Origin of the sequence: Arthrobacter crystallopoietes BAB-32, assembly GCF_000328305.2 — a bacterium.
In the GTDB taxonomy this organism is placed as follows: Bacteria; Actinomycetota; Actinomycetes; order Actinomycetales; family Micrococcaceae; genus Crystallibacter; species Crystallibacter crystallopoietes_A.
This window is the reverse complement of record NZ_ANPE02000081.1, coordinates 1-25,618: the sequence shown is the minus strand read 5'-3', so window position 1 is coordinate 25,618 and position 25,618 is coordinate 1. Positions and strand designations below refer to the sequence as shown.

The 25,618-nt window shown below is 66.2% G+C and carries 25 protein-coding genes, 1 pseudogene and 1 riboswitch; of the genes and pseudogenes, 13 read left to right on the top strand and 13 right to left on the bottom strand.

Annotated features, from left to right (window positions below; translation table 11 throughout):
• The 4 genes from D477_RS05420 to D477_RS05405 form a co-directional block, all read left to right on the top strand.
• Positions 1 to 1,495: multicopper oxidase domain-containing protein (locus D477_RS05420; protein ID WP_005267897.1), on the top strand; the 1,495-nt coding region annotated here is incomplete at its 5' end.
• Positions 1,492 to 3,204: a multicopper oxidase domain-containing protein gene (locus D477_RS22580; protein WP_005267896.1), complete on the top strand. Its 1,713-nt coding sequence runs from the start codon at positions 1,492 to 1,494 to the stop codon at positions 3,202 to 3,204. The genes D477_RS05420 and D477_RS22580, both read left to right, overlap by 4 nt.
• 75 nt (positions 3,205 to 3,279) lie before the next feature.
• Positions 3,280 to 3,579: a type II toxin-antitoxin system VapB family antitoxin gene (locus D477_RS05410; RefSeq protein ID WP_005267895.1), complete on the top strand. Its 300-nt coding sequence runs from the start codon at positions 3,280 to 3,282 to the stop codon at positions 3,577 to 3,579.
• Positions 3,572 to 4,246: a LytR C-terminal domain-containing protein gene (locus tag D477_RS05405; RefSeq protein WP_005267894.1), complete on the top strand. Its 675-nt coding sequence runs from the start codon at positions 3,572 to 3,574 to the stop codon at positions 4,244 to 4,246. Before D477_RS05410 ends, D477_RS05405 begins: the two co-directional genes overlap by 8 nt.
• A gap of 1 nt (position 4,247) precedes the next feature.
• On the opposite strand, the gene D477_RS05400 is transcribed toward D477_RS05405, so the two are convergent.
• The 3 genes from D477_RS05400 to D477_RS05390 form a co-directional block, all read right to left on the bottom strand.
• Positions 4,248 to 4,772, bottom strand: a complete 525-nt coding sequence (locus tag D477_RS05400; RefSeq protein WP_005267893.1) for a hypothetical protein — start codon at positions 4,770 to 4,772, stop codon at positions 4,248 to 4,250.
• 96 nt (positions 4,773 to 4,868) lie between these two features.
• On the bottom strand, positions 4,869 to 6,083 hold the full coding sequence (locus tag D477_RS05395) for an MFS transporter (RefSeq protein ID WP_005267892.1): 1,215 nt from the start codon (positions 6,081 to 6,083) through the stop codon (positions 4,869 to 4,871).
• A gap of 126 nt (positions 6,084 to 6,209) precedes the next feature.
• Positions 6,210 to 6,911 (bottom strand): DsbA family oxidoreductase, encoded by a 702-nt coding sequence (locus D477_RS05390; protein ID WP_043845775.1) that lies wholly within the window; start codon positions 6,909 to 6,911, stop codon positions 6,210 to 6,212.
• A gap of 146 nt (positions 6,912 to 7,057) precedes the next feature.
• Here D477_RS05390 and D477_RS05385 point away from each other — a divergent pair, with 146 nt between their 5' ends.
• Positions 7,058 to 7,516 (top strand): helix-turn-helix domain-containing protein, encoded by a 459-nt coding sequence (locus D477_RS05385; protein ID WP_005267890.1) that lies wholly within the window; start codon positions 7,058 to 7,060, stop codon positions 7,514 to 7,516.
• Between the two features lie 39 nt (positions 7,517 to 7,555).
• The gene (locus D477_RS05380; protein ID WP_005267889.1) at positions 7,556 to 8,152 is read left to right on the top strand and encodes a PIN domain-containing protein; all 597 of its coding nucleotides are present in this window, start codon (positions 7,556 to 7,558) and stop codon (positions 8,150 to 8,152) included.
• Positions 8,153 to 8,224: 72 nt separating this feature from the next.
• On the opposite strand, the gene D477_RS05375 is transcribed toward D477_RS05380, so the two are convergent.
• From D477_RS05375 to D477_RS05360, 4 genes are all read right to left on the bottom strand, one after another.
• Entirely contained in the window at positions 8,225 to 8,809 is a 585-nt protein-coding gene (locus tag D477_RS05375) for a dihydrofolate reductase family protein (protein ID WP_005267888.1), read from the bottom strand.
• 77 nt (positions 8,810 to 8,886) lie between these two features.
• Complete coding sequence (locus D477_RS05370) at positions 8,887 to 10,167, bottom strand: MFS transporter (RefSeq protein WP_005267887.1); 1,281 nt, start codon at positions 10,165 to 10,167, stop codon at positions 8,887 to 8,889.
• A gap of 102 nt (positions 10,168 to 10,269) precedes the next feature.
• Positions 10,270 to 10,485: a hypothetical protein gene (locus D477_RS05365; protein WP_005267886.1), complete on the bottom strand. Its 216-nt coding sequence runs from the start codon at positions 10,483 to 10,485 to the stop codon at positions 10,270 to 10,272.
• A gap of 144 nt (positions 10,486 to 10,629) precedes the next feature.
• The gene (locus D477_RS05360; RefSeq protein ID WP_005267885.1) at positions 10,630 to 11,073 is read right to left on the bottom strand and encodes a hypothetical protein; all 444 of its coding nucleotides are present in this window, start codon (positions 11,071 to 11,073) and stop codon (positions 10,630 to 10,632) included.
• A gap of 112 nt (positions 11,074 to 11,185) precedes the next feature.
• Here D477_RS05360 and D477_RS23520 point away from each other — a divergent pair, with 112 nt between their 5' ends.
• Positions 11,186 to 11,320 carry a hypothetical protein gene (locus D477_RS23520; RefSeq protein ID WP_005267884.1) on the top strand — a complete coding sequence of 45 codons (135 nt, stop codon included), beginning with the start codon at positions 11,186 to 11,188 and terminating at the stop codon, positions 11,318 to 11,320.
• A gap of 59 nt (positions 11,321 to 11,379) precedes the next feature.
• Here the strand turns inward: D477_RS23520 and D477_RS05355 are convergent, their stop codons facing one another.
• The gene (locus D477_RS05355) at positions 11,380 to 12,822 is read right to left on the bottom strand and encodes an amino acid permease (protein WP_005267883.1); all 1,443 of its coding nucleotides are present in this window, start codon (positions 12,820 to 12,822) and stop codon (positions 11,380 to 11,382) included.
• A gap of 145 nt (positions 12,823 to 12,967) precedes the next feature.
• Between D477_RS05355 and D477_RS05350 the strand changes: the two genes are divergently transcribed.
• On the top strand, positions 12,968 to 13,921 hold the full coding sequence (locus D477_RS05350; RefSeq protein ID WP_043845773.1) for an acyl-CoA thioesterase: 954 nt from the start codon (positions 12,968 to 12,970) through the stop codon (positions 13,919 to 13,921).
• Between the two features lie 8 nt (positions 13,922 to 13,929).
• Here D477_RS05350 and D477_RS05345 read toward each other — a convergent pair whose 3' ends face one another.
• A complete protein-coding gene (locus D477_RS05345) occupies positions 13,930 to 15,216 on the bottom strand; it encodes an MFS transporter (protein WP_005267881.1) in 1,287 nt (428 codons plus the stop codon).
• Between the two features lie 194 nt (positions 15,217 to 15,410).
• Between D477_RS05345 and D477_RS05340 the strand changes: the two genes are divergently transcribed.
• Entirely contained in the window at positions 15,411 to 16,217 is an 807-nt protein-coding gene (locus D477_RS05340) for a LysR substrate-binding domain-containing protein (protein WP_081608479.1), read from the top strand.
• Positions 16,218 to 16,226: 9 nt separating this feature from the next.
• On the top strand, positions 16,227 to 16,898 hold the full coding sequence (locus D477_RS05335; protein ID WP_005267879.1) for a CG0192-related protein: 672 nt from the start codon (positions 16,227 to 16,229) through the stop codon (positions 16,896 to 16,898).
• A gap of 84 nt (positions 16,899 to 16,982) precedes the next feature.
• On the opposite strand, the gene D477_RS05330 is transcribed toward D477_RS05335, so the two are convergent.
• Positions 16,983 to 18,296, bottom strand: coding sequence for an LLM class flavin-dependent oxidoreductase (locus D477_RS05330; protein ID WP_005267878.1), 1,314 nt, complete (start codon positions 18,294 to 18,296; stop codon positions 16,983 to 16,985).
• The gene (locus D477_RS05325; protein ID WP_005267877.1) at positions 18,296 to 19,060 is read right to left on the bottom strand and encodes a 3-oxoacyl-ACP reductase; all 765 of its coding nucleotides are present in this window, start codon (positions 19,058 to 19,060) and stop codon (positions 18,296 to 18,298) included. The genes D477_RS05330 and D477_RS05325 overlap by 1 nt, the downstream gene beginning before the upstream one ends.
• Positions 19,061 to 19,115: 55 nt before the next feature.
• Positions 19,116 to 19,208: riboswitch (TPP riboswitch) on the bottom strand.
• A 1,041-nt stretch (positions 19,209 to 20,249) separates the two neighbouring features.
• On the opposite strand from D477_RS05325, the gene D477_RS05320 reads away from it, so the two are divergent.
• Positions 20,250 to 20,501: a type II toxin-antitoxin system prevent-host-death family antitoxin gene (locus D477_RS05320; protein ID WP_043845765.1), complete on the top strand. Its 252-nt coding sequence runs from the start codon at positions 20,250 to 20,252 to the stop codon at positions 20,499 to 20,501.
• Positions 20,498 to 20,761: a type II toxin-antitoxin system RelE family toxin gene (locus D477_RS05315; protein ID WP_005267876.1), complete on the top strand. Its 264-nt coding sequence runs from the start codon at positions 20,498 to 20,500 to the stop codon at positions 20,759 to 20,761. The genes D477_RS05320 and D477_RS05315 overlap by 4 nt, the downstream gene beginning before the upstream one ends.
• Before the next feature lie 267 nt (positions 20,762 to 21,028).
• On the opposite strand, the gene aceB is transcribed toward D477_RS05315, so the two are convergent.
• Together aceB and aceA are read right to left on the bottom strand one after the other, a co-directional pair.
• Positions 21,029 to 22,705, bottom strand: coding sequence for a malate synthase A (gene aceB, locus D477_RS05310; RefSeq protein WP_005267875.1), 1,677 nt, complete (start codon positions 22,703 to 22,705; stop codon positions 21,029 to 21,031).
• Between the two features lie 87 nt (positions 22,706 to 22,792).
• Complete coding sequence (gene aceA / locus D477_RS05305; protein WP_005267874.1) at positions 22,793 to 24,109, bottom strand: isocitrate lyase; 1,317 nt, start codon at positions 24,107 to 24,109, stop codon at positions 22,793 to 22,795.
• 131 nt (positions 24,110 to 24,240) lie between these two features.
• Here aceA and D477_RS05300 point away from each other — a divergent pair.
• Positions 24,241 to 25,618: pseudogene (locus D477_RS05300) on the top strand (helix-turn-helix domain-containing protein); the annotation flags it as partial.

The window sequence follows — 25,618 nt, the reverse complement described above, 5'->3', positions numbered from 1 at the left end:
CTTCGGCGCCCAGCCCGCCCGGGCCGCGACGGCGACGCCAACCCCGGCGCCAGCGTCCACTGCGGAGGCAGCAGAGGCCGAGACCGAGGCCGAGGCCGAAGCGGATATCGAGACCGAAACCGGGTCCGTCACGCAGGCTACGGAGCAGCCGGAAACGGAAACAGAGGCCGAGGAGCCCGACGAACCGGAGGAACTGCCGACGGAGGAGGCCGAAGAACCCGAGGCCATAGCCGCGGAAGAGGCCGAGGAGGACGCCAAGGACGAGGGGGAGATCCTCGACGTCTACATCAACGAGGGCTACCTGAAAATGGTGGACGATTCACTCGTCTACCACCGGGGATTCGGCGACCGTCCCACCGAAAAGAACGACGCCGAGCCAAGCCTGGCCATCAAGCCTCACGTTTTCCTCAAGGACGGGAGCCTGGCGGCAAGCCGGATCTACCCGGTGGGAGCCCCGGAGCCCCCGCGCGGCACGCCGCTTCCGCTGCGTCCTGATCCGGCCAACGCCGGCCAGTACCTGATCCGCCGGGCCTACTGGGGCAGCTTCATGCCCGAACGGGTGATCGTGGCGGAGAAGGGCGCCACCATCAAGCTGCGCGTGCACAACCGTCTGGCCAAGGACCACGAGCTGGCCATCCATGGTGCAGGGAAAGACGGCGGCGACGTCACCACCGGGAAGATCGCCCCCGGGGCGAACAAGCTGCTGGAACTCAAGGCGCCGGATCCAGGCACCTACATCTACAGTGATCCGGGTAACCAGCCGGTCGAGCGTACGCTGGGCCTGTACGGCGCGCTGGTGGTCATGGATCCATCCGATGCCTGGTGCATCGCGCCCGGGCTGGCCGAGTTCGAGCGCCAGTGGATCTGGCTCACGCACGCGGTGGATCCGGTCTGGGCCAACATCGAGGCCAAGGGCGGGACGGTGGACCCCCTCCGCCAGCCGGCCGTGCCGCGCTACTTCACGCTCAACGGCCGCAGCGGCTTCGAGTCCATGGGCATGACCCGGGACGACAAGATAAACCGCGCCGCGGATGAGGAGACCACCATCTCCGGCTACCCGCGGCAGTTCGATGTCCGGCAGTTCGGTGAAGGCTCCGAAATCGGCTCGCTCCGCGGCGGCCAGCTGGTCCGCATGGTCAACTGCGGCATCGTCTTCCACCAGATGCACTTCCACGGAAACCACCTCTGGACGCTGCGCTGCGACAACGAGGACTGGGACCGCGGCGAGGGGTACGTCGACGAGGAAGGCTATCTCTGCTTCCAGCAGTGGGAGGACGTCATCCGGCTCAAGGCCATGGAATCAAAGGCAGCCATCATCCCGATCAAACGGCCGCCAGACGCCATCGACGAAGTGTGGCACGCCCGGGACTCCGACTGGGGCTATCCCATGCACTGCCACTCCGAGTCCTCTCAGACAGCCGCCGGCGGCATGTATCCGGGCGGACTGACCGCCCACTGGTTCATTAAGGCACCACTCAAAGGGGCGACATCATGATCGAATCGTTGCTTCCCACCAGGCTGACCGCCCGGCAGAAGAAGGAAGCTGAACGCAGGAGGAAGGAAGCCGCCGCCAGGAAAAAGCGGGAGGCCGAAGCCAAGAAGCGCCTGGCCGAATCCCGCCGCCGCCGCGACGAGGCAATGCGCCGGGCCGCGGAGGAGCGGCGCAAGCGCGAGGCGGCAGCGAAGAAGCGCCGCGAGGCCGAAGCCAAACGCCGCCGGGAGGAAGAAGCCAGGCGCAAGCGCGAGGCCGAGGCCAAGCGCAAGCGTGAGGAGGAGGCACGGCGGAAGCGGGAAGAGGAAGCCCGCCGCCGGCGCGAGGAGGCGGAGGCCAACCGGCCCAAGCCCCCGCCCGTGGTCACCCCGCCGGTCGTGCCGGATCCGGAACCGAATCCGGAACCGGAGCCCGAGCAGCCGGATCCCACCGACGGCACCGGGACGGACCCCGGGGAAACCGAGGATCCGGACACCACGACGCCCGAAACCGAGGAACCCGAAGACACGGAACCGGACCCCACGTCCACTGAAACGGCCGGGCCGGAACCCGAGGAGCCGCCGTCGTCCCCGGACGGAGAAGCGGAAGAGGGCCAGGTGCCGGAGATCGAGCCGCGGCACTACTTCGACAGCCAGGTGGACTTCAGCTCGAGCCAGAACGAACAGAACAACCCGGTCACCGAGTTCAAGAAGACGCCGGACGTGTTCTATGACATCTCGTTCTACGGCACGGACCTGCGGTTCGACGACGGCGCCGAAGTGGAGATGTGGAGCTTCGAAACCGACAACCAGCGCGAGCAGTTCCCGGGCCCGCTGGCCAGGGTGCAGGAGGGGCAGATCTTCCAGGCGCACTTCAAGCCGAGCAAGGGCAACCACACCATCCACTGGCACGGCATGGAACCGGACCCGCGCAACGACGGCGTCGGGCACACCTCGTTCGAGATCGCCGGCGAGTACACCTATCAGTGGGTGCCGGAGCCGGGCCGCCCGGGGGAGCCGAACTGGGGCACGGCCGGCACGTACTTCTACCACTGCCACGTCAACACCACGCTGCATGTCCAGATGGGCATGTTCGCGCCGCTGATCATCGACCCGATCGTGCACCCGGATTACCCGGTCACCCCCGGCGCGCGGCGGGCGTTCGTGGACGGGCCGGAGTACGACATCGACACCGAAACCCTGATGGTGCCGTACTCGATGGCAACCCCGTGGCACGAGAAGCACCACGCGGCCGGCCTTTCCGGCGAGGATGCGGGGCTCAACCATTTCCGGCCGAACCACTTCTACCTGCTCGGCGGCGAACTGGCCCGGCGCCCAAATCGCAGGGAATCGGTGTGGAGCCTGAAGTCCATGCGCGCCAACGTCAAGGGCGGCAGCAAGAAACCGACGCTGCTGCGGCTGCTGAACGCCAACTACCTCCCCATGGTCCTGCGGTTCCTGGACTCCAGCGGAAAGCCGGTGCCGATGGCGGAGTGCATTGCGCATGACGGCCGGCCGTTCCGCGATACCCACGATCCGACGGGTCCTTCCCAGCCCTGCCGGGAAGCGGGCTATCCGATGATGACCAGCCTGCTGCGCTGCGGTTCGGCCGAGCGCTGGGACCTGCTGCTCGAGCCGCCGTACGCGGGGGAGTACCAGGTGGTCGTCGAATTCCGGCACTGGATCACCGACGAGGTGCTCGGTGAGCGCAGGGTCAAGCTGGTTGCGTCATAACCATTTGGGAACGACGGCGGCACGCGCCGGGCGGGGCAAGTTCCGTTCGGCGCGTGCTTTCCCTACGCTGGACTGGTGATCTTCAAAGCCGTGGGCGACACCCGCCCCTATCCTGACCATGGTTATGACAGCCCGAGGGACTGGGCCAGCGTGCCGCCGCGCCAGGTACGGCTAGACGAGCTCATCACCACCAAGAGCACCCTGGACCTGGCCGCGCTGCTGGCGGAGGACTCGACCTTCTTCGGCGACCTTTTCCCGCATGTCGTCCAGTGGCGCGGCGAGCTCTACCTTGAGGACGGCCTGCACCGCGCCGTTCGCACCGCCCTCCACCAGCGCGCGCTGCTGCACGCCCGCGTGCTCGTGATCAATGACTGAGAACGGCGGCCCGCCGCCCAAACCCAAGCGGAAGCCGAAGGACATCCTGCGCCTGCGCGGGCAGCGGATCATCACCGAAGAGGACCTGGACCGGACCTTCCCGGACGACGGCGAGGCGGGGCGCCTTGAGATCGACGGGCGCCGCGTGCTGCACGGCTTCGTGCTGGTGTTCCTGGTGTTCCTGCTGGTCGCGGCCGTCGTGGCCGCGCTCGCCGTGATGCGCGGCGACCTGAAGATTCCAGGCTGGGACCCGCCGCCCATCGATACCGCGCCTGAGGTCTGCCCGGCCGGACCCTTCGACTACCCGGACAACGGCTCCTTCACGGTCAACGTTTTCAACTCCACTAACCGGGAAGGCCTGGCGGGGGATGTGTCCGGCCTGCTCGCCGACCGCGGCTACAAGGTGGGGGAAGTCGCCTCCAAGGAGTTCACCCGGACGCGGATCACCGCGGCGATCATTTCCGGTCCCGAGGGCGCGGCTAACGCGTTCAACCTCCAGCGCAATATTCCGGGTACGGAATACCGGGTGGACGAGCGCACGGACGCCAGCGTGGACGTGATCCTGGGCGAGGAGTTCAAGGAGCTCGTGCCGGAGAACCGCGTGGACCAGACCCCCGGCCCGCTCAGCTGCCCGCAGCTGTCCCCGGAGCCGACCCCCAGCGAGTAGCTCAGCCCGGGTAGTTCACGAACCGCTTGACCTCGGCGAGCTGGCGTTGCAGGTCGTCCACCGCGTCCCGGTAGCGGACGATCTCTTTCTTCCGCCGTTTCTGCTCAAGGATGCTGCCCCCGACCGCAATAGCCGCTGCCGGAACCGCCGCCAGGCAGCCCCATCCGGCCAGCGTGAAGAAGTCCATGGCCACAGCGAGTGCCGCCTGGAGGTGCTGCAGGTCGTTGACCCCGTTCACCACGCCGTCCATCCAGGAGTCCAGCTGTCCCAGGTACTCGCCGACGAGCGGCGTCCCGGACAGCGACGGCGCCGAGAGCGGGCTGTCGGCCGGCCAGCGCGCATCACCCCGGTGCATCAGGACATAGATCCCCCAGCCGACATTGGCGGCGGTCCACACGAGCACTGCATCAAGGGCGGCCCAGTGCCGCTTCCGCGGCCAGAAGCAGACGGCTATACCAACGGCCAGCGCCAGCACCCAGCTCAGCATCTTGAAACCATCGATGCTGACTCCGGCCAACAGGTCCACGCGAACTGCTCCCCACACTCCGGCGGGAGGTTTTCCTCCCGGCGTTATCCATCCAACCGGCCGCCCAGGACCGCGCCCGCTTCCCGGGCAACCGGACTAGCCTAGCGCCGCCCGGGGGCCGCGGCGTTTTCGCCCGTGCACCAAGTAGTAAAGAACGACGGCGGCCAGCATCACTGCGCCGAGTATCCCGTACATGCCGGCGTAGCCAATGAGCGGCACGATGAGCCCCAGCACCACAGGCCCAACGCCCGTTCCGGCGTCGAGCATGAGGTAGAAGGTCGACGTCGCCGTGCCGACGCGCATGTCCGGCGTTTCCGAAACCGCGATCGCCAACCCGCTGGTGGTCAGCGTGCCGAAGCCCAGACCGGTCAGCACGGCCGACGCGGCGATCGTCAGCGTGCTCGGCTCAAGCGCCAGCATGCCCAAGCCCAGTGCGAGCGCCACGATCATCGGATACATCACGGCATTGTCGCCCCGCCGGTCCTGGATCCGCCCGATGAACAGCCGCGAGACCAGCACCGCCGCCGCGTAGATCAGGAAGAACGTGCCCGCCTCGCCGGCATTGCCGCGCGATTCGGCGTACGAGGTCAGGAAGCTCAGCACACCGGAGAACGCGGCGCCGCTGACCAGGATCACGGTCGCGATGGGCAGCGCAGCCGGATCGACCATGTCGCCCAGACGCAGCCGTGGAACCCGCCGCCTGGCCCCCGCGGTCCTCGGCGTCCGCGGCCGCTCCGGCAGCCGAAGCATCAGCGCCACCGCCAGCGCCGCCACCGAGCTCGCGAGCGAGAAGTAGAAAATGCCGGAATAGCCGCCGTTACCGGCCAGCACCACCGCCAGGTACGGGCCGATCGCGGTGGACAGCGTCGTCGAGGCGCCGTAGTACCCCGTGCCCTCGCCGCGCCGTTCCGGCGGAATCAGCGACTGCACCGAGGCGGCCAGCGCGGTCGTCCCGGCGCCGAACGCCATGCCGTGCAGGGTCCGCAGGACGATCAGCAGGACCAGCGAATCGGCTGGAAGATAGAGCAGCGAGGCGGCCACGAACGCCGCCATGCTCACCACCACCATCCGGCGCCTGCCCACCACATCGAGCAGCCGCCCGGCGAACATCCGCGCGATCAGCGAGCCGACCACAAAGGCACTCGAGGCCAGGCCGGCCGCACTGTCGGAGGCCCGGAACCGGTCCAGCGCATACAGCGCCATCGAGGTCATCAGCAGGTAGAAGACCATCGCGATGAAGAAATTGACGGTGAAAGCGAGGATGAAGTCCTTGGTCCACAGCCGTCCCGGCGTCCGACCGCTCCCGCTCATCTGTTCCTCTCGCCGTTCCTGCGCGCCATGTTCCTACGCGCCACGTTTCCGCCGCCAGCCATTATCCCAGCGGCAGCACTGAGGGCGTGCCCGCGGTGGCAGGCACGCCCTCGAAGTACCTCAAGCTTAGTTGCAGCCCTCCGGACCGCAGGTTGCGCCGTCGTCGTTAGTGCCCGAAAGCACGGTGAGGGGCGAGCGCTCACCCCACGCCTGGCGCAGCGCCTGCGCGAACACCTCTGCCGGCTGCGCGCCGGAAATCCCGTACTTGCGGTCCAGCACGAAGAACGGCACGCCGGTCACGCCCAGCGCACGGGCCTCGGCGATGTCGGCGCGCACCTCGGCAGCGTACTTGTCGCCCTCCAGCGCCCCACGCACCTCCGCCTCGTCCAGGCCAAGAACGACGCCGGTGCGCACCAGGTAGTCGATGTCGCCGATGTTTTCCCCATGTTCGAAGTGGCCGGACAGCAGCGCCTCCTTGGCTGCGTCCATCTTGCCGTGCTCCTTCGCCAGGTGCATGAAACGGTGGGCGGTGAAGCTGTTGGCCACCACCACCTTGTCGAAGTCGTAGGCCAGGCCCTCGCCCGCGGCCTGGGTCTTCACATGGTCGAACATTTGGCGGACCTGCGCCTCCGGCATGCCCTTCATCTGGCTCAGGTATTCCGTCTCGCTGCCGTCATACTGCTCCGGCAGCGAAGGGTCCAGCTGGTAGCTGCGCCACTGGACCTCCACCCCGTCCTTGTGCTCAAAGTTTTCCAGGGCGCTCTCGAAGCGGCGCTTTCCAATGAAGCACCACGGGCAGGCAACGTCAGACCAAATCTCAATCTTCATGGACACGTCAACATTGACGCCGTCCGCGGTATTCCTTTGGCCCGCAACCATCCCCTCAGGTTCCGACCGGCCCAAGAGCGGTATCCGCAGTTGCTTGCACTTATTTCACTTAGGCGTGAAGATTGAAATAACTGAAAGGAGATGTGGTGGGTGCACTCACAGCCATTCAAAACGTTCGAACCATCGATGTGACTTCTTCCCAAAGCAAGGAGGCGCAGGAGGTTTCACGCCATTTTCACGAGATCGATCCCAAGGACCTTCTAATCCGGATCGAGTCCAGTACTGGAGAGGCCGTCGTCGTGCCGGAGGCTTTGAGCAACTTGCTTCAGACAGTTCTTCGGCTAGCGGCTTCCGGACAGTCAATTGGCCTCACCCAGCTACCAAAGGCCTTGACCAGTGTTGAAGCCGCAAAGGTCCTGGGCATATCCCGGCCAACACTGCTCAAGCTGGCGGCGAAGGGAACGATTCCCTCCCACAAGGTCGGTTCGCATACCCGCTTCAACCGCTCCGACCTTCGCACTTTTGCTGAACAGCGGCTGGACCACCAGCGCAAGTCCTTCGACGAACTCCGAGAGCTCGAAGACGCTACGGGTTTCGGGGAGTAAATTCCGAACGTGGCTCCCGGCCGTGCATAGGCTGAGTCTATGCAACCGGGGGCCACGCGCATCTTCTTAGACGCCAACGTACTCTTTTCGCGCACCCTGCGTGACTGGTTCAGCCTTATTTCCTTGAATGCCGGCATCGAAGGCATCTCCTTGCATTGGAGCGAAGACGTGATGTCGGAGTACCAGTACCATATTCGGCGCAAACACCCCGGCTGGTCGGAGCAACAAATCGGCGGCTGGCGGCGGCGGCTTACAGAATCGTTTCCCGACGCCATGATCATCGGCTATGAAATCGATCCTGGTCTCTTGGAAAGCAACGACAAATTCGACGCTCATGTACTGGCAGCCGCCGCGCACGGCAGCGTGGACTACTTGGTGACAGCCAACTATTCGGACTTTGAGCCCTTCTCCGAACGGTTCGAATTCGAGATCTTCAGTCCGGACGAGATGCTTTGCCTCATAAATGAACGGCGACCTGACGCAGTTCGGGCCGCCACCAAAAGGCAGCTGAGCTACTGGGCAGGACGACCTTCAAGCAAAAGCCTGACTCATGCCTTGGTGGATGCCGGTGCTCCAGCATTTGCCCATCATGTGAAAACCCTGTTGGCTGAATTCGCGCTCTCCGGAAACTACTAGAAACCCCGGTTCGCATGTTGTCCCGCATGATTCCGAGCCAGTAGCCGATAACGGCACCTCGTCCCAGCGGAGTTAGCCAATGCGGCGGTAGCGGATGTGGGTAGCCAGTGGTGAGTGGAGAACCTCGACGGGCTCGAAGCCGAAGGATTCGACGCCGTCGAAGATGCGCTCGCCCGAACCGAGCAGGACCGGTGCGATGTCGAGGGTGAGTTCGTCGATCACATTGGCGGTCAGTGCCTGCCGGACTGTCGAGGCCCCGCCGGCGATGTCCACGCCCTTGTCGCCGGCTGCTTGGCATGCCGCGGAGTAGGCCGCGTCAAAGCCCTCGGTGACGAAGTGGAAGGTCGTCCCGCCGTCCATCCGGATCGGGTCGTGTCCGTAATGGGTCGGCACGAACACCGGCGCGTGGTACGGCGGTTCGGAGCCCCACCACCCGGTCCATTCCTCATCCCAGTCCCCGCGGATCGGGCCGAACATGTTCCGGCCCATCACATATGCGCCCCGCGGGCGCATGAGCCACTTGTTCGCGGCCTCATCCGCATCGTTGGCTCGCGGGTCGCCAATGTGCCAGCCGTGCAACTCCAGGCCCCGCTTGCCCAGGGGGTCCTCGCGGCTCTGGTCCGGTCCGGCGACGAAGCCGTCCAGCGAGATCGACATGTGGCAAGTGGTGTCCGGCACCTCAAACCTCCCGAGTGATTGCGACTTGCGGCGGTCGTGCGGGGATTGCGGGGAGTCTAGCCGGAAATGCCTGCACCCGCATCCCCGACTGCAGTTGCCGCCCCGGGCCGGCGGGACACCGGTTTCCGGCCGTGCACCAGCAGGTACACCCCGATCGTGAGGACCACGAGGGCGCACAGCACTGCGTACATGCCGGCGAATCCGGTCAGCGGCAGGAAGACGCCCAGCAGCACCGGGCCGAAGCCCACGCCGACATCGAGCATCACGAAGAACGTGGAAGTCGCCAGGCCGATCCGCGCCTCCGGCACCGCCTTGACCGCGATGGCCTGCACCGCGGGCATCAGGCCGCCGAAGCCCAGCCCGGTGCCGACGGCGGCGAGCACGATCGTGACGGGACTGGGCTCCACGGCGAGCAGTGCCAGGCCCGCCGCGAACACCAGCAGCAGCGGATACATCACCATGTTGTCCCCGCGCCGGTCCTGGAGCCGTCCGGCGAAGAGCCGGGAGACCAGGACCGCGACCGCGTAGACCAGGAAGAACACAGCGCCTGCGGAATCCAGCCCTTCCTCCCGGGTGTAGGAAGTCAGGAACGCGACGATGCCGGAGTAGGCGAAGCCGCCCAGCAGCGTGACCAGTGAGATCGGCAGGGCATCCGGGTCGACGAACGAGGTCAGGCCCAGCCGCCGCCGCTTGTGCACGGGCGGAACCGGACCGGGAGCCGCGGGATCCTCCGGTGCAGGAATTTCGACGGCGGCAGGCCGGCGTTCGGGCAGGCGGACCAGCAGGCCCACCGCCAGCGCGGCGATCGAGGAGATGGTGCAGAACCAGAAGATGCCGTCGTAGTTGCCGCCCGCGGACAGCAGCACCGCCAGGAACGGGCCCACCGCCGTCGACAACGTCGTCGAAACCCCGAAATAACCGGTGCCCTCGCTGCGCCGCGCCGGCGGGATGAGCCCCTGGACGCCCGCCGCCAGCGCAGTGCTGCCCGCCCCGAACGCCATGCCGTGCAGCAGCCGCAGCGCCAGCAGCAGCTCGAGCGAACCGCTGGGAATGTAGAGGTAGGACAGCAGCGTGTACAGGCCAAGGCTCACGATGAGCAGACGCTTGCGGCCCACCACCTCCATCAGCTTGCCGCTGAACAGCCGTGACACGACCGCCCCGAGGATGAAGGAGCTGGACGCGAAGCCGGCCGCGCTGTCCGAGGCCCGGAACCGTTCCACGGCGTAGAGCGCCATTGACACCATGAGGAGGTAGTAGACCATCGAGATGAACAGGTTCGTCACGATCGCGAGGACAAAGTCCCTGGTCCACAGCCTGCCTGCCGGTTCAACGCCCACGTTTGACCTCGTTCCTCTCCTCGACCTGCCCTCGATGCTTGCTCCACGCAACAATCCATTATCCTCCTCGCCTGAGGAGGCCCCGGGTCCCGGCAGGCAGCGCTAGCCGGCGACTGCTTCTACCTGGCGCCGCAGGCGCAGTTCCCGCTGGGCATGGTTCAGCGGGAATCCGCCGAACGGCAGGGAGGCGAGATCGACGGCGATCGCTGCTTTGAGCGCAAGGGTGTCCAGTCGTCGTGCGGCGCGCTGAGGTAGATCCAGGGTGGCCGCGAAATCTGCCCAATGCCTTGTCCGGAGGTTGTTCGTCCTGCCGCCCATATGGAGTGATTCTGCTCCGTATAGAAAGAATCTAACCAATCGGCAGAAAAATGCCGATTTGAGGGGAAAGGTCCGCGTGCAGACCCTGAGGTGCCTTGACCGGCAGAATCCTGCCGAAAACGCCGGTGCGAAAATCCCCTACGGCTACCTGCCGCCGTCGTTCAGCAATGCCCTCCGGACACCGGTGGCGTAAGCCTTGGCGATCCCCGATTCCACATTCTGGAAAACTGTCTCGCCGCCGGGCACCACCATGTACGCGAGGAACTCCTCCTCGAAGGTGGCAACGCCGGCCGCCACGGCTTCGAGCTTCGCCTGGATCAGCATGGACAGCTTGTGCCAGTACCGGCGGGAAGCGTCCTCATGGGACTTTGCCCCCGGAACCGGCTTCCCAGTGCCGGGACCCTCGGAGCCGGGAGGGACATAAACGAAGCGGAACTGGCGATGGCCGGCGGTGAAGGTGATCGCCGTCCGGCCGTCCTCGGATCCGCAGCGGAAGCCAGTAGCGCCGCAGCGGGTGAGCATGTCGTGGATCTCGGCCCGCGATGCGGCGCTGGTGATCGAGGCACCCCGGACATAATTGTTCGCCATGTCTCAGGGTATCCCGGGGCTGCATTAGGTGCCGTGGCGTATGGTCAACATACGGAGCAACTCTTGCTCCCGTGAGGGCGCAGCATCACGTGCTGCCGCTAAGGAGGCCACCATGGCTGATAAATCCCCGCGGTCGACCGCATCCAAGAAATCCGCCAAGTCCATCAAGGAAAAGCGGAACGAGAAGAAGGCCAAGGCCGCTGACGCTGCCGCCTCGGACATCACCGCCGTCACGAAGAAGCGCTAAGCCTCAGCTGCGGCCGCGGCTGTCTGCTTATATTGGGACAGCTGCGGCCGGCAGCGGGATTACCGTCCCGCGTTGATCTGCTCGGCTCCTGCGGGATCTGCCGGCGCCGCGGCAGTCTGGTCCACCAGTTCGGCGCGGGCGTGCCCCTTGCCCTTGACCCCGAACCGGTATGCCACGAACAGCAGCCCGATCCACACCACGCCGACCACCATCGCGACGCGGGTATCCGGCATCACGCCCAGCAGCACCACGATGAACACCATGAACGCCAGCGCCGCGTAGGACGCCACCGGCCAGAACGGCACGCCGAACTCGGACGCGGCCAGCCCCTTGCGCCTGATCTCGCGCTTCATCGCGATGTGCGAGAGCAGGATCATCAGCCATACCCAGACGGTCGCGAACGTTGCGATGGAGGCGATGATCGTGAACAGGGATTCAGGCAGCAGGGCATTAAGTACGACGCCGGCCAGCAGCACTGCGGTCATCGTCGCCACGGTCATCCACGGCACACCGTGACGGGAGATCTTGGCGAACGACGCCGGAGCCTGCCCCTGCTGCGCCAGCCCGTACATCATCCGGCCGGCACCAAAGGTGTCCGAGTTGATCGCAGAGAGCGCGGCCGTGATGACGACGGCGTTGAGGATGTGCGCCGCGGCGGGAATCCCCAGCGCATCGAAAATCTGCACGAACGGGCTGGTTTCGCCGTCGATCTGGTTCCACGGGAAGATCATCATCAGCACGGCCAGGGTGCAGACGTAGAAGAGCAGGATCCGCACCGGCACAGTGTTCACCGCCGCCGGAATGGCATTCTTCGGGTTCTCCGCCTCGCCGGCCGTGATGCCGATCGTCTCGATCCCGCCGAAGGCGAACATCACGATCGAGAAGGAGGCCAGCAGTCCCCAGAACCCGTTCGCGAAGAACCCGCCCTCGCCGAGCATGGTGCCCAGGCCCGGGTTGGCGGCGTCGGGTAGCCCGAAGCCGAAGGCCACAATCGCCGCCCCGCCCAGGATCATCGCGATAATCGCGCCGACCTTGACGATGGACAGCCAGAACTCCGCTTCGCCGAAGACCTTCACCCGCATCAGGTTCAGCGCCGCGATCAGGAAGACCACGGCGAGGATCCAGATCCAGCGCGGCACCTCCGGGAACCAGAAGCCCATGTAGATGCCGAACGCCGTCACGTCCGCGATCGCCACGATGGCCATCTCGAACGCGAACGTCCACCCAGTAATGAACCCGGCGAACGGCCCCAGATAGCGGCTCGCGTACTGCCCGAACGAGCCGGACACCGGATGCCGCACGGCCATCTCGCCGAGAGCCCGCATGACCAGGAAGACGGCAGCGCCGCCGATCATGTAGGCCAGCAGCACGGCCGGCCCGGCCGCCTGGATCGCCGCGGCGGAGCCGTAGAACAGCCCCGTGCCGATGGCGGAACCGAGCGCCATGAACCGGATGTGTCGGACATTCAGGCCGCGCGCGAGGGCCTGGGTGAACTGAGCCATGGAAAGAAAACCTAGGTTTCGAAGAAGGAGGCCTGGCCGGAAAAGCGGCCAATCAATTCTACGCCCGGCGGGCCGCCTCCCGCGGACGCCTGTGGGCTGCCTTACATTGCCGGCCGCCAACCCGCTGCAGGGCTACCATGTCGGAATGGAAGATTCGATCACGCTGCGCTTCCTCGCCGCACCCGGCGACGTTGCCGCGGACGGCACAACGGTGCAGGCCGGCAGGGTGTTGGAGTGGATCGACAAGGCCGGCTACGCCTGCGCCGTCGGCTACTCGGGCGGCTACTGCGTCACCGCCTATGTGGGCAACGTGCATTTCACCCGGCCGATCCGCAACGGCGACCTGATCGAGGTCAAGGCCCGCATCGCGCACACCGGCCGGTCCAGCATGCAGGTCGTGATCACTGTCGACGCCGCCGACGTGCGCTCGCGGCAGTTCAAGCCGGCCATGGACTGCATCCTCGTGTTCGTCGCCGTAGACGAGGACGGCCGGCCGCGCTCCGTGCCGGCCTGGACGCCGACCGACGAAGCCTCGGAACGCCTGGCCCGCGGCATCGCCGGCCGCGTCGAAGCGCGCCGCGAGATCCGCGACATCATGCGCGCGCAGGAGTACACGGACGCAGGTACGACGCCGGCGGAGCGGTTCCGCTTCCTGGCGGCACCTGGGGATGTGAATTGGGGCGGCAACGCGCACGGCGGGATCGTCATGCGGTGGATCGACGAGGTGGCCCGGGCCTGCGCCATGGGCTGGTGCGGCGCCGACGCCGTGGCCGTGTACTCGGGCGGCATCCACTTCCTGAGCCCCATCCACATCGGTGACTTGGTGGACCTGTCGGCGCGGATGATCCACACCGGCCCGCACTCCATGCACATCGCCGTCCATGTCCGCGCCCGCGACCCGCGCGGGGGAGAGTGGCGCGACACCGCCCAGTGCATGACCGTGTTCGTCACGCGCAACCAGGACGGCCACGCGGCCGAGGTCCCGCAGCTCGCGCTCCGCACCGACGAGGACCGGCGGCTGGATGCCCACGCACTGGACCTGGTCCGCCGCCGCGCCGCGCTGCCGGCCCTCGAGTTCGACGTTGAGCGGACGTACTAGCTCCGGAGCTACTTCGCTAAACGCGCACGAGTAGCTCCGACAATGGGACGCGACCGCGTCTCAACATGCAGCAACCGGAGTCGGGAGAGCGCGGCAACGCCGGCGAGGGGGCCGGCGAAAAGGACGAGGAAGGCGTACTGCCACCCCACCAACCCCGAAATGACCGGAACGATTTGGATCGAGACGATCGTGACGAGGAAACCGAGGGAAGTCTGGAGCGTCAGGGCGGTACCGACGTGCTCCGGTTCAGTCACTTCGGTCAAGAGTGTGGAGAACACTCCGGAGTCGGCGATCACTGCAGCTCCCCAAAGGGACGCGAAGACAGCCAGGACCGGCCATGGGGCGTTGAAGGCGGCGACAGACGCGAGGCAGCAGGCACCGCTGAGAGCAAGGGAAAGTCCCGCCGTCTTGGCACGGCCGTGACGGTCAGCGGCCCAACCACCGATCACGCAGCCGGCCACCCCGGCCACGCCGATACAGAAAAAGACCGTTGCACCAATCGACCATCCCGACTGGGAAGTCTGGCTGTGCGAGGCCAGCATGAATGACGGCAGCCACGTCCACAACGCATAGAGCTCCCACATATGCCCGAAATAACTGATGTTGACCAGCCGCTGGGCACGATTGCGCAGTAGGCGCAGCACGAACCCCGGATCGAGGCGCACCGAACGGCTCTCAAACAGCGGCCCGGGGCGGACAGCCGCCGCGCAAAGTATGCCCCCGCCCAGGGTCACGCAGGCAGCCACGAGGAGAACCGCCTGCCAGGGCAGCTGGAAAGCACCGATAAGGTGCGGCAACGCAGATCCCAGTGTGAGGGCGCCGATCAACAGCCCAAAGGCCCGGCCCCGCTGCGCCGGGCTGGACCAGGACGCCATAAGCTTCATCCCCACCGGATACACCCCGGCCAGGAAAACTCCGGTGGCAAACCTCAGGAGGACGGCGATGGCAAGGTCGTTGGTCCACAGCGCAAAGACGGCCGTGGAAGCCGCGGCGCCGCCGGCGGCCCATGCGAGCAGCCAGTCCGGCCGCAGGCGGTCGGCAAGGTTGGCAAGGGCAGAAGCGAGTGCGCCCAACACGAAGCCCACTTGGGTCGATGCCGTGATCCATACTGCGGCTGCGGGGCTGATCTGCCACTCGAGCTGGAGGGACGGAACCACAGCCGACGCCGAGAACCAGACAGCCAAGGCCATGACCTGGACAATCGCGATCAGTGTCCGCTGTCCGCGTGCCGCATGGTGGGCCTGGCCGGCGAATTTGAGTGCTCCACTTGGATACCCGGTAGCTGCATCGCTCATAACAGCCATGCTTCCGTCGCGCAGGCGGAACGGCTACGAAGTTCTAGTTGCCTAGTGACAACGCGGACTTGTGACCCCTTGGTACGGTTGCCGCAAGGAGGGAGGTTCTGATGGACCTAGACTTGGAAACATTGAGGCTCTTGGAGAGCATCGATCGGACGGGAAGCCTCCGCCGTGCAGCATAGAACGCCGGGGTGACCCAGCAGGCCGTTTCGGCACGCATCCAACTAGCAGAACGCCGTCTGGGGCGGACACTCATTCACCGCACACGCAGCGGTTCAGCATTGTCGGATGACGGCAAACTGGTCATCGAGTGGGCCAGGCCCCTTCTGGAAGCCGCTGACACCTTCGCGTCCTCCGTGCGATCGCTGCGCAACACGGCCGATATCTGCCTGGCCGCCAGCCAATCCATCTCGGAGCAGCTCCTGCCCGGCTGGATGGATGCACTTCGGCGGGCCCCGGACGCTCCCACAGTCCGCCTCATTTCCGGCAGCAGCGCCGATGTCATCAAGCGGGTACGCGGACACGTGGCGACCCTGGGATTCATCGAGACGCCGGAGGTTCCGGACGACCTCGCCTCGCAGCGGATCCGAAACGATCCGCTCGCCATCGTCGTCTCGCCCGATCACCCATGGGCCGATCAGGATCGCCTCGTCTCACCGGCAGAACTGGCCCGCACCCCTCTCATCTGCGACGATAAGGCCTCCGGCCGATGCACCCTCGAACTGGCACTCCAATCCGCGGGAGTCGATGATGACCTGGCGCCCCCGGCCGCAATCATGACCGGAACCGGCGCGATCGCCGGCGCTGCCGCAAGCGGAATAGCCCCCGCCGTCGTGAGCCGCTCACTGGTCCGCCCACACCTGGACAGCGGCGCTCTCGCCGAGGTCCACATCGAGGGCATCCGGCTCTACCGCCCTTTCACGATGGTCTGGACCGGACAGCCCGCACCAACCTCGGCCGCCCACCAGTTCATCTCCATCATCACGAATGCGTCGTAGGCTACAGCCATGGCCATCATCTACGACGCAGTCCTGAACCCGACCAAGCAAGAGCTCCTGTCCGCCTGGCTGCCGCAGCAGCCGTGGTTCTCCGCAGCGGCAGGGACCGCCCCGGACTTCGAGTACCTCGGCGCCTACCGCTTCGACGACCCGGCTGGCGCCGTCGGAATGGAATCCCACCTGCTGAAGCTCGACGACGGCCGCATTGTCCACGTCCCGCTGACCTACCGCGGCGCACCACTGCCCGGCGCCGACAGCTCGCTCGCCGGCACCATGGAGCACTCCGTCCTCGGCCAGCGCTGGATCTACGACGCCACCGCCGACCCGGTCTTCGCCGCCGCCCTCGCCGCCACCATCCTCGAAGGCCGCCCCCAAGCCGAAGTGTTCCGCGACGTCGACGGCACGCTCGAGCCCATCCCCGCCGTCGTTACCGTCCGCGGCACCGGCACCCCGGGCACGCAGGTGCCGGAAATAACGACGGCGATGCCCGCCACCGCAGGCAGCGTCACCACCATTTCGGCAGGCGAAGTAGCCCTCGCCGTCGACCATCTCCCCGCAGCCGCCGACAGCGCCGCCGGCGGCAATCGTCTCGCCAGCTCCGGCAACAGCCCCGCCGGCACCCACACCCTCACCGGCAGCTGGAACGGCCAGCCGCCCCTGGTCCTCGCCTCGCTCGCCTAGCAAAGCGGGGCCAAAGGATCCGGCTGGTGGTGACTTCCGTATGCCGCCACACAGGCGTCCCGTACCTTGGCGAGCCGATGGCTTTTACGCGAGGGCGCCGACGGCCGGTCGGTCCAGCCCCAGATGCTCGCGCAGCGTGCCGCCCGCATAGGACGTGCGGAACGGCCCCCTACGCTGCAGCACCGGAATGACACGGTCCACGAACTCGTCGAGGGAATCCGGCAGCAGCGGCGGCATCAGGTTGAATCCGTCCGCCCCGCCGGAGGTGCACCAGAGCTCGATCTGGTCTGCCACTTGTTCGGGGGTGCCGGTCATGGTGCAGTGACCGCCGCCGGCCGCCAGCCATCCGAGCAGCTGGCGCACGGTGGGCCGTTCGACCTCGATAATCCGCAGGATGGTGGCGTAGCGGCCCTGCGGTCCGGTGAACTCCGACGCCGGAGGCAGGGGTGGTACGGGAGCGTCCAGTTCCCAGTCGCTGCAGTCCTGCTGGATGAAGGTGCCCAGCTGGGCCAGGGAGTGTTCCGTGGGCAGCAGCGCATCGGTCTCCGCCTGCTTGGCCTTGGCCTCCGCCGTCGTTGTCCCGATGTAGGTCACCAGTCCGGGCATGACAGCAACCGTGTCCGGGTTTCGTCCGGCTGCGGCGATACGGCGTTTCACATCCGCGTAGTACGCCTGTGCAGCGGGTAGATCATAGGCGACGGCGTAGATGGCTTCTGCATAGCGTGCAGCGAGGTCGCGTCCCTGCTCCGAGGCGCCGGCCTGGAACAGCACAGGCCGGCCCTGCGGGGAGCGCGGCACGTTGAGGGAGCCATCCACCAGAAAGTGCGGTCCGTCGTGATGCAGCGGCCGGACTCTGGATGGGTCCGCGTAGTACCCCTGCCGGTCCAGGACAAGGGCGTCGTCCGTCCAGGAATCCCACAGCCGCAGGGCGACGTCGATGAACTCGGCGGCACGGTCATAGCGTTCCTGATGCCCGGGCATGGCCGCCAGGCCGTGATTGCGGGCCTCGGCGTCGAACATCGACGTGACCACATTCCAGCCGATGCGTCCGGCACTGATGTGGTCGAGCGAGGCCAGCATGCGTGCGGCGTGGAACGGCGTGTGGAACGTGGCCGAAACGGTGCTGACCAGGCCGATCCTGCTGGTCGCCCGGGCCATGGCGGACAGTGCCGTGAGCGGTTCCAGATGCCAGAGTGGACCTGCGCCCGGATCGCCTGCCGAGTGGCCGTCGGCGAAGAAAACGGCGTCGAACAGGCCCCGCTCGGCAGTTCCGGCCAGCCGCTCGTAGAATTCGATGTCGCCGAGATGCTCGATGGGGGACTGCGGCCGGCGCCAGGCTGCGCTGTGATGGCCGCAGCCGAACAGGAACGCGTTGAAGTGCAGTTGCCGGGCAGCCACTAGTTCATCACCAGTCCGCCGTCGACCATCAGGTTCTGTCCGGTTACCGAGCGGGCCCAGGGCGAAGCGAAAAACAGGACCGCGTCGGCCAGTTCTTCCGGCGTCGTGACTTTGCGCAGCGGAGTGGAGGCGGCGATCAGGTCGAAGACCTCTTCCGGCGTGGCGGAACTGGCGTCGGTGGTGCGGAGCAAGCCGCCCGAGACCATGTTGACGGTGATGTTGTGCGGGCCAAGGTCTGCCGCCAGCGTCCGGGTCAGCGAGAGCAGTGCCGCCTTGGCCGCGGTGTAGTCGTGGTAGGGCACAACCGGATTCTGGAAGAGGTTGGTTCCGATGTTGATGATCCGGCCGAACCGCTGGCCGCTCATGCCGGGAATTGCCTGCTGGGTGGTGTTCAAGGCGCCCCGGACGCTGCCGGAGAACTGGGCCTCGAACTCCGGCCAGGAGATACTCGCTGCGCCGGAGCGCGCATCTCCATTGAAGGAGAAGTCCGCCAGCGCGTTGTTGACCACTGTGGTCACGGCGCCGCCGAAGTGGGCTTCGGCCCGTCTGAACAGCTCCGCCACCTGTCCGGCATCGGTGACGTCAGCCTGCAGGGCCACGGCCTGTTCCGGCCCGAACTTTGTGGCCAGTTCCTCGGCGGCCGCGCCGCTGCTGCGGTAATTGATGACGATCCGGGCACCGGCTTCCGCGAAAGCTGCCACGATCCGAGCCCCGAGTCCACGGCCACCGCCGGTTACCAATACGGTTTGTTCTGCGAGCTGCATTGAAATTCTCCACCTTAAAAACTAAGGCGAAAAGATGGGTGCAGCGCACCGCACGGCGGCCGCTGCATGACATCCCTTCGCTAGTACGAACTAGATCAGGTTCAACGGGTTTCTTCTCAGCCCCTCAAGGGCACCCCGTGTCACTGCCTGCGAGTCTACCTGCGCCAGCCGGCGGCTGCAGCAACGCCGGCTGCCGCTGTCCGACATAGGCCTCCACCGTAGAACCCGGCGGAGGAGGAGCGCTGGCATGTAGAGGAGCAGCGACGTTGGAGCCACGAGGAATGCTGTTTGTCGTGATCATTCACCAGCTGTGTTCGTTCCGCGGCGCGTTGCTCTAGAACCGGCGCGGATTGAAGCTTATGCCGTCGCCGGTCCCTGAAATAGAGGACGATCATGGCGACGAAGGCAACGACGAGGAACCAGATCGGCGTGACCAACATGCTGCCAGTCAAACATTGGGCTCCGACCGGTTGGTCTCGTGCAGCTGGGGGTGTCTGGCGACAAAGGAATCTGGACCCGGCGAACCGGTCGCTTGTCGACCCGTAATTATTCTTCTGTGACTGGTTTCATCACTTTTGGCTAAAGTGATGAAATGGCTTCAGTCGGATCATCAGACGGCTGGCGGGCCGACCCGGTAAAGAGTGAGGTTCCCGGAGGCAGAGACACGTCCCCGGGAGGTGCCGTCGCGAGTGGATGGCCAGCCATTGGCGCTGAAGAACTCGAATGGAAAGGACCGGACGCCGTCGCTTGGTCGGTCTCGCGCTACCAGCAGTCGGCTCGGCCCCGAACCTACGCGGCGGCCATCCCGCCCTATATCGCTGAGCAAGCTCTCCATCTGCCTTCGCGGCTTCTGGCAGAGGCTGAAGACGCCGCTCGGGAGATCAGGCCTACGACTTCTACGCAGCCCTCAGCTTCCAGCCCGTGGGCGAACTTGCCGACGATAGGGTTCCCGAGCCGCTGCAGTTCCGGGTGAATTCCGGCCTGCGGATCATGTTCATCCCGGAAGGAGGCTTCGGCTGGGTGACCAACAACCGGCCTACCGCCTCCGGCGACCAGACCGAATGCCTGCTGTCCTTTCCTGCCGCGTCTGCAGCCGAGGTGGATGCCCTCGTCGACAAGGTCCGAAGCGCCCTCCTTGGATCACTGATGGCCGATAGCTTACAAATCGTACGAAGCTTACGATTGTTCCATGAGGTCTGTTCCTTCCAACGAAGCGCGCCAACATTGGGCCGAACTGCTCGACGCAGTACGCTCCGAGCCAGTGTCCATCTCGCGCCGCGGGCGTGACGTAGCCGCGGTCGTTGACATTGCCTTTTTCCGCCGTGCAGTCGAGGCACTCGAAGACGCAGAGGATATAGAAGCTGCGAAGACCGCTCGGCAGGAGACTGAGCCGACGGTCTCGCACGAGGCGCTCTTGGCTGAACTAGGGATCGAGGTTTGAGCGAGCCCTTCGAGGTTCGGTATGCGGCTCCGGCAGCCCGGCATTTGAGGAAGCTGGACCGGGCGGCCCAGATCAGGATCCTGCGCACCATCGAAATCCTCCGCACGAATCCCCGGCCGCCACTGGCCAAGCAGCTGGTTGGCGGCAGCGGGGAATGGCGGGTCAGGACCGGTGATTATCGGATCATCTACGAAATCCACGACGGTGAACTGCTCATCCTTGTGCTTCGAATCGGGCACCGACGCGAGGTCTATCGGTAGAGGCCGGCCGCGAGTCCAGCACAGCGTGGCCGATACCGTTCTCCGCCGGATGCAGATCGCGACCGATTAAGTCGGGGGCCGATACTAAAGGTGCTTCCGCGGGGCACCCGGCCCGCCCGGTCTTCGGGCGACTGCGTGGCGATGTGTGTGGCCGGGCGGCTCCGCGGAAAGAGGGTTGCCGGCGGGCGGGATGGAAGGAACCGCCCGCCGGACGGGTTGGGGGAGGGGCGGCACCCGGAGGATTTGGGAGTGCGGCCCCTTCGTGCGTTAGGCGACGGCCATTTCGCGCTCGCGCTGCGGCTGCGGCTGGCGCCGGCGGCGGGGCTTCTCGTCCTTCTCGGCCAGGTAATTTTCGTAGGCCGGGATGGTCAGGAAGGCCGGGAAGTCGATGCCGAGCGAGACGGTTTCGAAGATCTCGCGGGCGTCATCAAACCGGTCGCCGTCAAACCTTGGCAGCTTGTCGAACTCCTCGTCCAGCAGTTCCCGCACCCAGCGCTCGGTGACGATTTCGCCGTCGTTAGTGATGGCATGGGCGTGGATCCACTGCCAGATCTGGGAGCGCGAGATTTCGGCGGTCGCGGCGTCCTCCATCAGGTTCTTGATGGCGGCCGCGCCGTGGCCCCGCAGCCAGGACTCGATGTACTGGATGCCGACCTCGATGTTGGTGCGGATGCCGGTCTCGGTGATGGCGCCCTCGGTGCCGGCGATGTTCAGCAGCCCGCGGTCGTCCGGGGTGACGTCCTCGCGCTTGCGGTCCACCTGGTTGGGGCGGTCGCCGAGCACGGAGTCGAAGACCTCGCGGGCCACCGGCACCAGGTCCGGGTGCGCCACCCAGGAGCCGTCGAAGCCGTCGCCGGCCTCGCGGGTCTTGTCGGCGCGGACCTGCTCCATGGCGATCGCGTTGACGTCCGGCTTGCGGCGGTTCGGGATGAACGCGGCCATCCCTCCGATGGCCATGGCGCCGCGGCGGTGGCAGGCGCGGACCAGCTGCTCGGTGTAGGAGCGCATGAACGGCGCGGTCATGGTGACCTGGGTGCGGTCCGGCAGCACGAACCGCGGGCCGCGGGTGCGGAAGTTCTTGATGACGGAGAAGATGTAGTCCCAGCGGCCGGCGTTCAGGCCCGCGGCGTGGTCGCGCAGCTCGTAGAGGATCTCCTCCATCTCGAACGCGGCCGTGATGGTCTCGATCAGCACGGTGGCGCGGATGGTGCCCTGCGGGACGCCGAGCAGGTTCTGCGCCATGATGAACACGTCGTTCCACAGCCGGGCTTCCAGGTGCGATTCGATCTTCGGCAGGTAAAAGTACGGGCCGCGGCCCTGGGCGATGAGCCGCTGCGCGTTGTGGAAGAAGTAGAGCCCGAAGTCCACGATCCCGCCGGCCAGCGGCTCGCCGTCGATGAGCATGTGCTTCTCCGGCAGGTGCCAGCCGCGCGGGCGCATCACGATGGTCGGCATATCGGTCAGCTTCTCGCCGCGCAGCTTGTATTCCTTGCCGGCGTCGGTGGTGAAGTCGATCCTGCGGTCCAGCGCGTCGGTCAGGTTCAGCTGCCCGTTGATGACGTTGGACCAGCTCGGGGTCGAGGAGTCCTCCATGTCGGCCAGCCAGACCTTGGCGCCGGAGTTCAGCGCATTGATGGTCATCTTCCGGTCCACCGGGCCGGTGATCTCGACGCGGCGGTCCTCCAGCCCGGGAGCGATCGGCGCGACCTGCCAGGAGGAGTCCTCGCGGATGTGCCGGGTCTCCTCGAGGAACTTCGGGTCCTCGCCGCGGGCGATCGCCCGGCGCCGCTCCTCGCGCAGCTCAAGCAGTTCCTGGCGGCGGTCCTTCGTGGCGCGGTGCAGCCGGGCGACGAAGTCCAGCGCCTGCGCGGTCAGCACTTCCTCCTGCCGCCGCACGTAGGTGCCGGTCAGCGTGATGCCGTTCAAGGTGATCGGGTCGTTCATGGGACTCACTCCTCAAAAAATCTGTAAAAGTACGACGGCGGGTGCCGCCTATAGCGGAAGGCGGGCACCGGCGTCGTACGGGTTCCTTTAGTGGAACTGGCCTTCTTCGGTGGAACCCACCAGGGCCAGGGTGCTGCCGTTGGGGTTGAGGGCAGTGGAGATCTGGTCGAAGTAGCCGGTGCCCACTTCGCGCTGGTGCTTGGTTGCGGTGTAGCCGCGGTCTTCGGCGCCGAACTCGCGTTCCTGCAGCTCGACGTAGGCGCTCATCCCGGACCGGGCGTAGCCGTGGGCCAGGTCGAACATCGAGTAGTTCAGGGCGTGGAAGCCGGCGAGGGTGATGAACTGGAAGGTGAATCCCATCGCGCCGAGCTCGCGCTGGAACTTGGCGATGGTGGCGTCGTCCAGGTGCTTCTTCCAGTTGAAGGACGGCGAGCAGTTGTAGGACAGCATCTGGTCCGGGAACTCGGACTTGACGGCCTCGGCGAACTTGCGGGCCAGCTCCAGGTCCGGCGTGCCGGTCTCCATCCAGATCAGGTCGGAGTACGGGGCGTAGGCCTTGGCGCGGGCGATGCAGGGCTCGATCCCGTTGCGGACCTTGTAGAAGCCCTCCGGGGTGCGCTCGCCGGTGATGAACTCGCGGTCCCGCTCGTCGACGTCGGACGTGATCAGGGTGGCGGCCTCGGCGTCCGTGCGGGCAATAATGACCGACGGCGTTCCCGCCACATCCGCGGCAAGCCGGGCTGCGTTGAGGGTGCGGATGTGCTGCTGCGTGGGAATCAGCACCTTGCCGCCGAGGTGGCCGCACTTCTTCTCGGAAGCCAGCTGATCCTCCCAGTGGACGCCCGAGGCGCCGGCGGCGATCATCGACTTCATCAGCTCGTAGGCGTTCAGCGGGCCGCCGAAGCCGGCCTCGGCGTCGGCCACGATCGGCACCAGCCAGTCCTCGACGGTCTGCTTGCCCTCGGAGAACTCGATCTGGTCGGCGCGCAGCAGCGCGTTGTTGATCCGGCGGACCACCTGCGGCACCGAGTTGGCCGGGTAGAGCGACTGGTCCGGGTAGGTGTGGCCGGAGAGGTTGGCGTCGGCGGCGACCTGCCAGCCGGAGAGATAGATGGCGCGCAGCCCGGCCTTGACCTGCTGGACCGCCTGGTTGCCGGTCAGGGCGCCGAGGGCGTTGGTGTACTGGCCGGTCTTGGCTTCCTCGGTCAGCTGCTTCCACAGCTTCTCGGACCCGCGGCGGGCCAGCGTGTGCTCCTCCTGGACACGGCCACGGAGACGGACGACATCGGCCGCGGAGTAATCGCGAGTGATGCCCTCCCAGCGGGGATTGGCGGCCCACTCGAGCTCCAGTGCCTTTGCTGCCTCTTCGGGGGTCTGCGGGGCCGGCTCAAATGATGCGGTCATTGCTGCTCTCCTTGGTTGTCCCGGCTGTTTCACCGAGTGACTTGGGTTACGGCTTGGGGGTCGAACTTCTTCGTGAAAACGACTATTCCGCACCCTGCAAGGGGCTATCTAGACCAAAATGCTGGAAAGATTTGCATTTCTTCGCGTATCCTCAAGAAATGACTTCCACCAGCTGGCACCGTCCCGCGAAGGCCTCACTGGAGGACGCTAACGACGGCGACATCGACCTCATCAGCCTGGGTCGCCGCGTGCGGCACTTGCGTAAAGCGCAAGGCAAGACGCTCGATGACCTGGGTGCCGCCGTCGGAACCGCCCCCTCCCAGCTGTCGCTGATCGAGAACGGCAAGCGCGAGCCCAAACTCGGCATGCTCCAGTCGCTCGCCAAGGCCCTCGAAGTCAGCATGGACCAGCTGCTCGGCACCGAACCGCCCAGCCGCCGCGCCGCCCTGGAAATCGAGCTGGAGCGCTACCAGCGGGGCCCGCTCTACGAGTCGCTCGGCCTGCCCAAAATCCGCATCAGCTCGCGGCTCCCGATGGACGTGCTCGAATCCCTGGTCGGCCTGCAGAACGAGCTCGAACGCCGCCTCAACGAGCAGATCGCAACGCCGGAGGAAGCCCGCCGGGCCAACGCCGACCTGCGGCGGCAGATGCGCGAGCAGAACAACTATTTTCCCGAGATCGAGCAGGAAGCCGTTAAGGTGCTCGCCGCCGTCGGCCACACCACCGGACCGCTGTCCCACCATCTGGTGGCGGACATCGCCGCGCATCTGGGCTTCAGCCTGCACAACGTCTCCGACCTGCCGCACTCCACCCGGTCCGTGACTGACCTGAAGAACATGCGGATCTACCTCACGCAGTCGCAGCGTTCGGAGCACAGCACGCGGTCCATCCTCCTGCAGGCGCTCGGGCACTACGTCCTGGGGCACGAGACGCCGGAAAGCTACGCCGAGTTCCTGCGCCAGCGGGTGGCGACGAACTATTTCGCCGCTGCCCTGATGATGCCGGAGAAGGCCACCGTGGACTTCCTGCAGCATGCCAAGACCGCCAAGGAGATCGCGGTCGAGGACATCCGCGACGCCTTCGCGGTCTCCTACGAGACGGCGGCGCACCGCTTCACCAACCTCGCCACCGAGCATCTGGGCATCACGGTGCATTTCCAGAAGGTGCATGAGAGCGGCATCATTCATAAGGCCTATGAGAACGACGGCGTCACGTTCCCTTCGGACCATATCGGCGCCATCGAGGGGCAGAGCATTTGCCGGTACTGGACCTCCCGGGCGGTCTCGACGTTCCGGACCAGTTCAGCGCCTACAACCAGTACACCGACACGCCCTCCGGCACGTTCTGGTGCACCGCGCGGACGGAGCGTTCCACGGCGGGCAAGTTCTCGCTGAGCATTGGCGTGCCGTACGTCCACGTGAAGTGGTTCCGCGGACGGGACACCACGGAGCGTTCCACCTCGCGCTGCCCGGACGAACTGTGCTGCCGCCGCCCGCCCCAGGAGCTGGC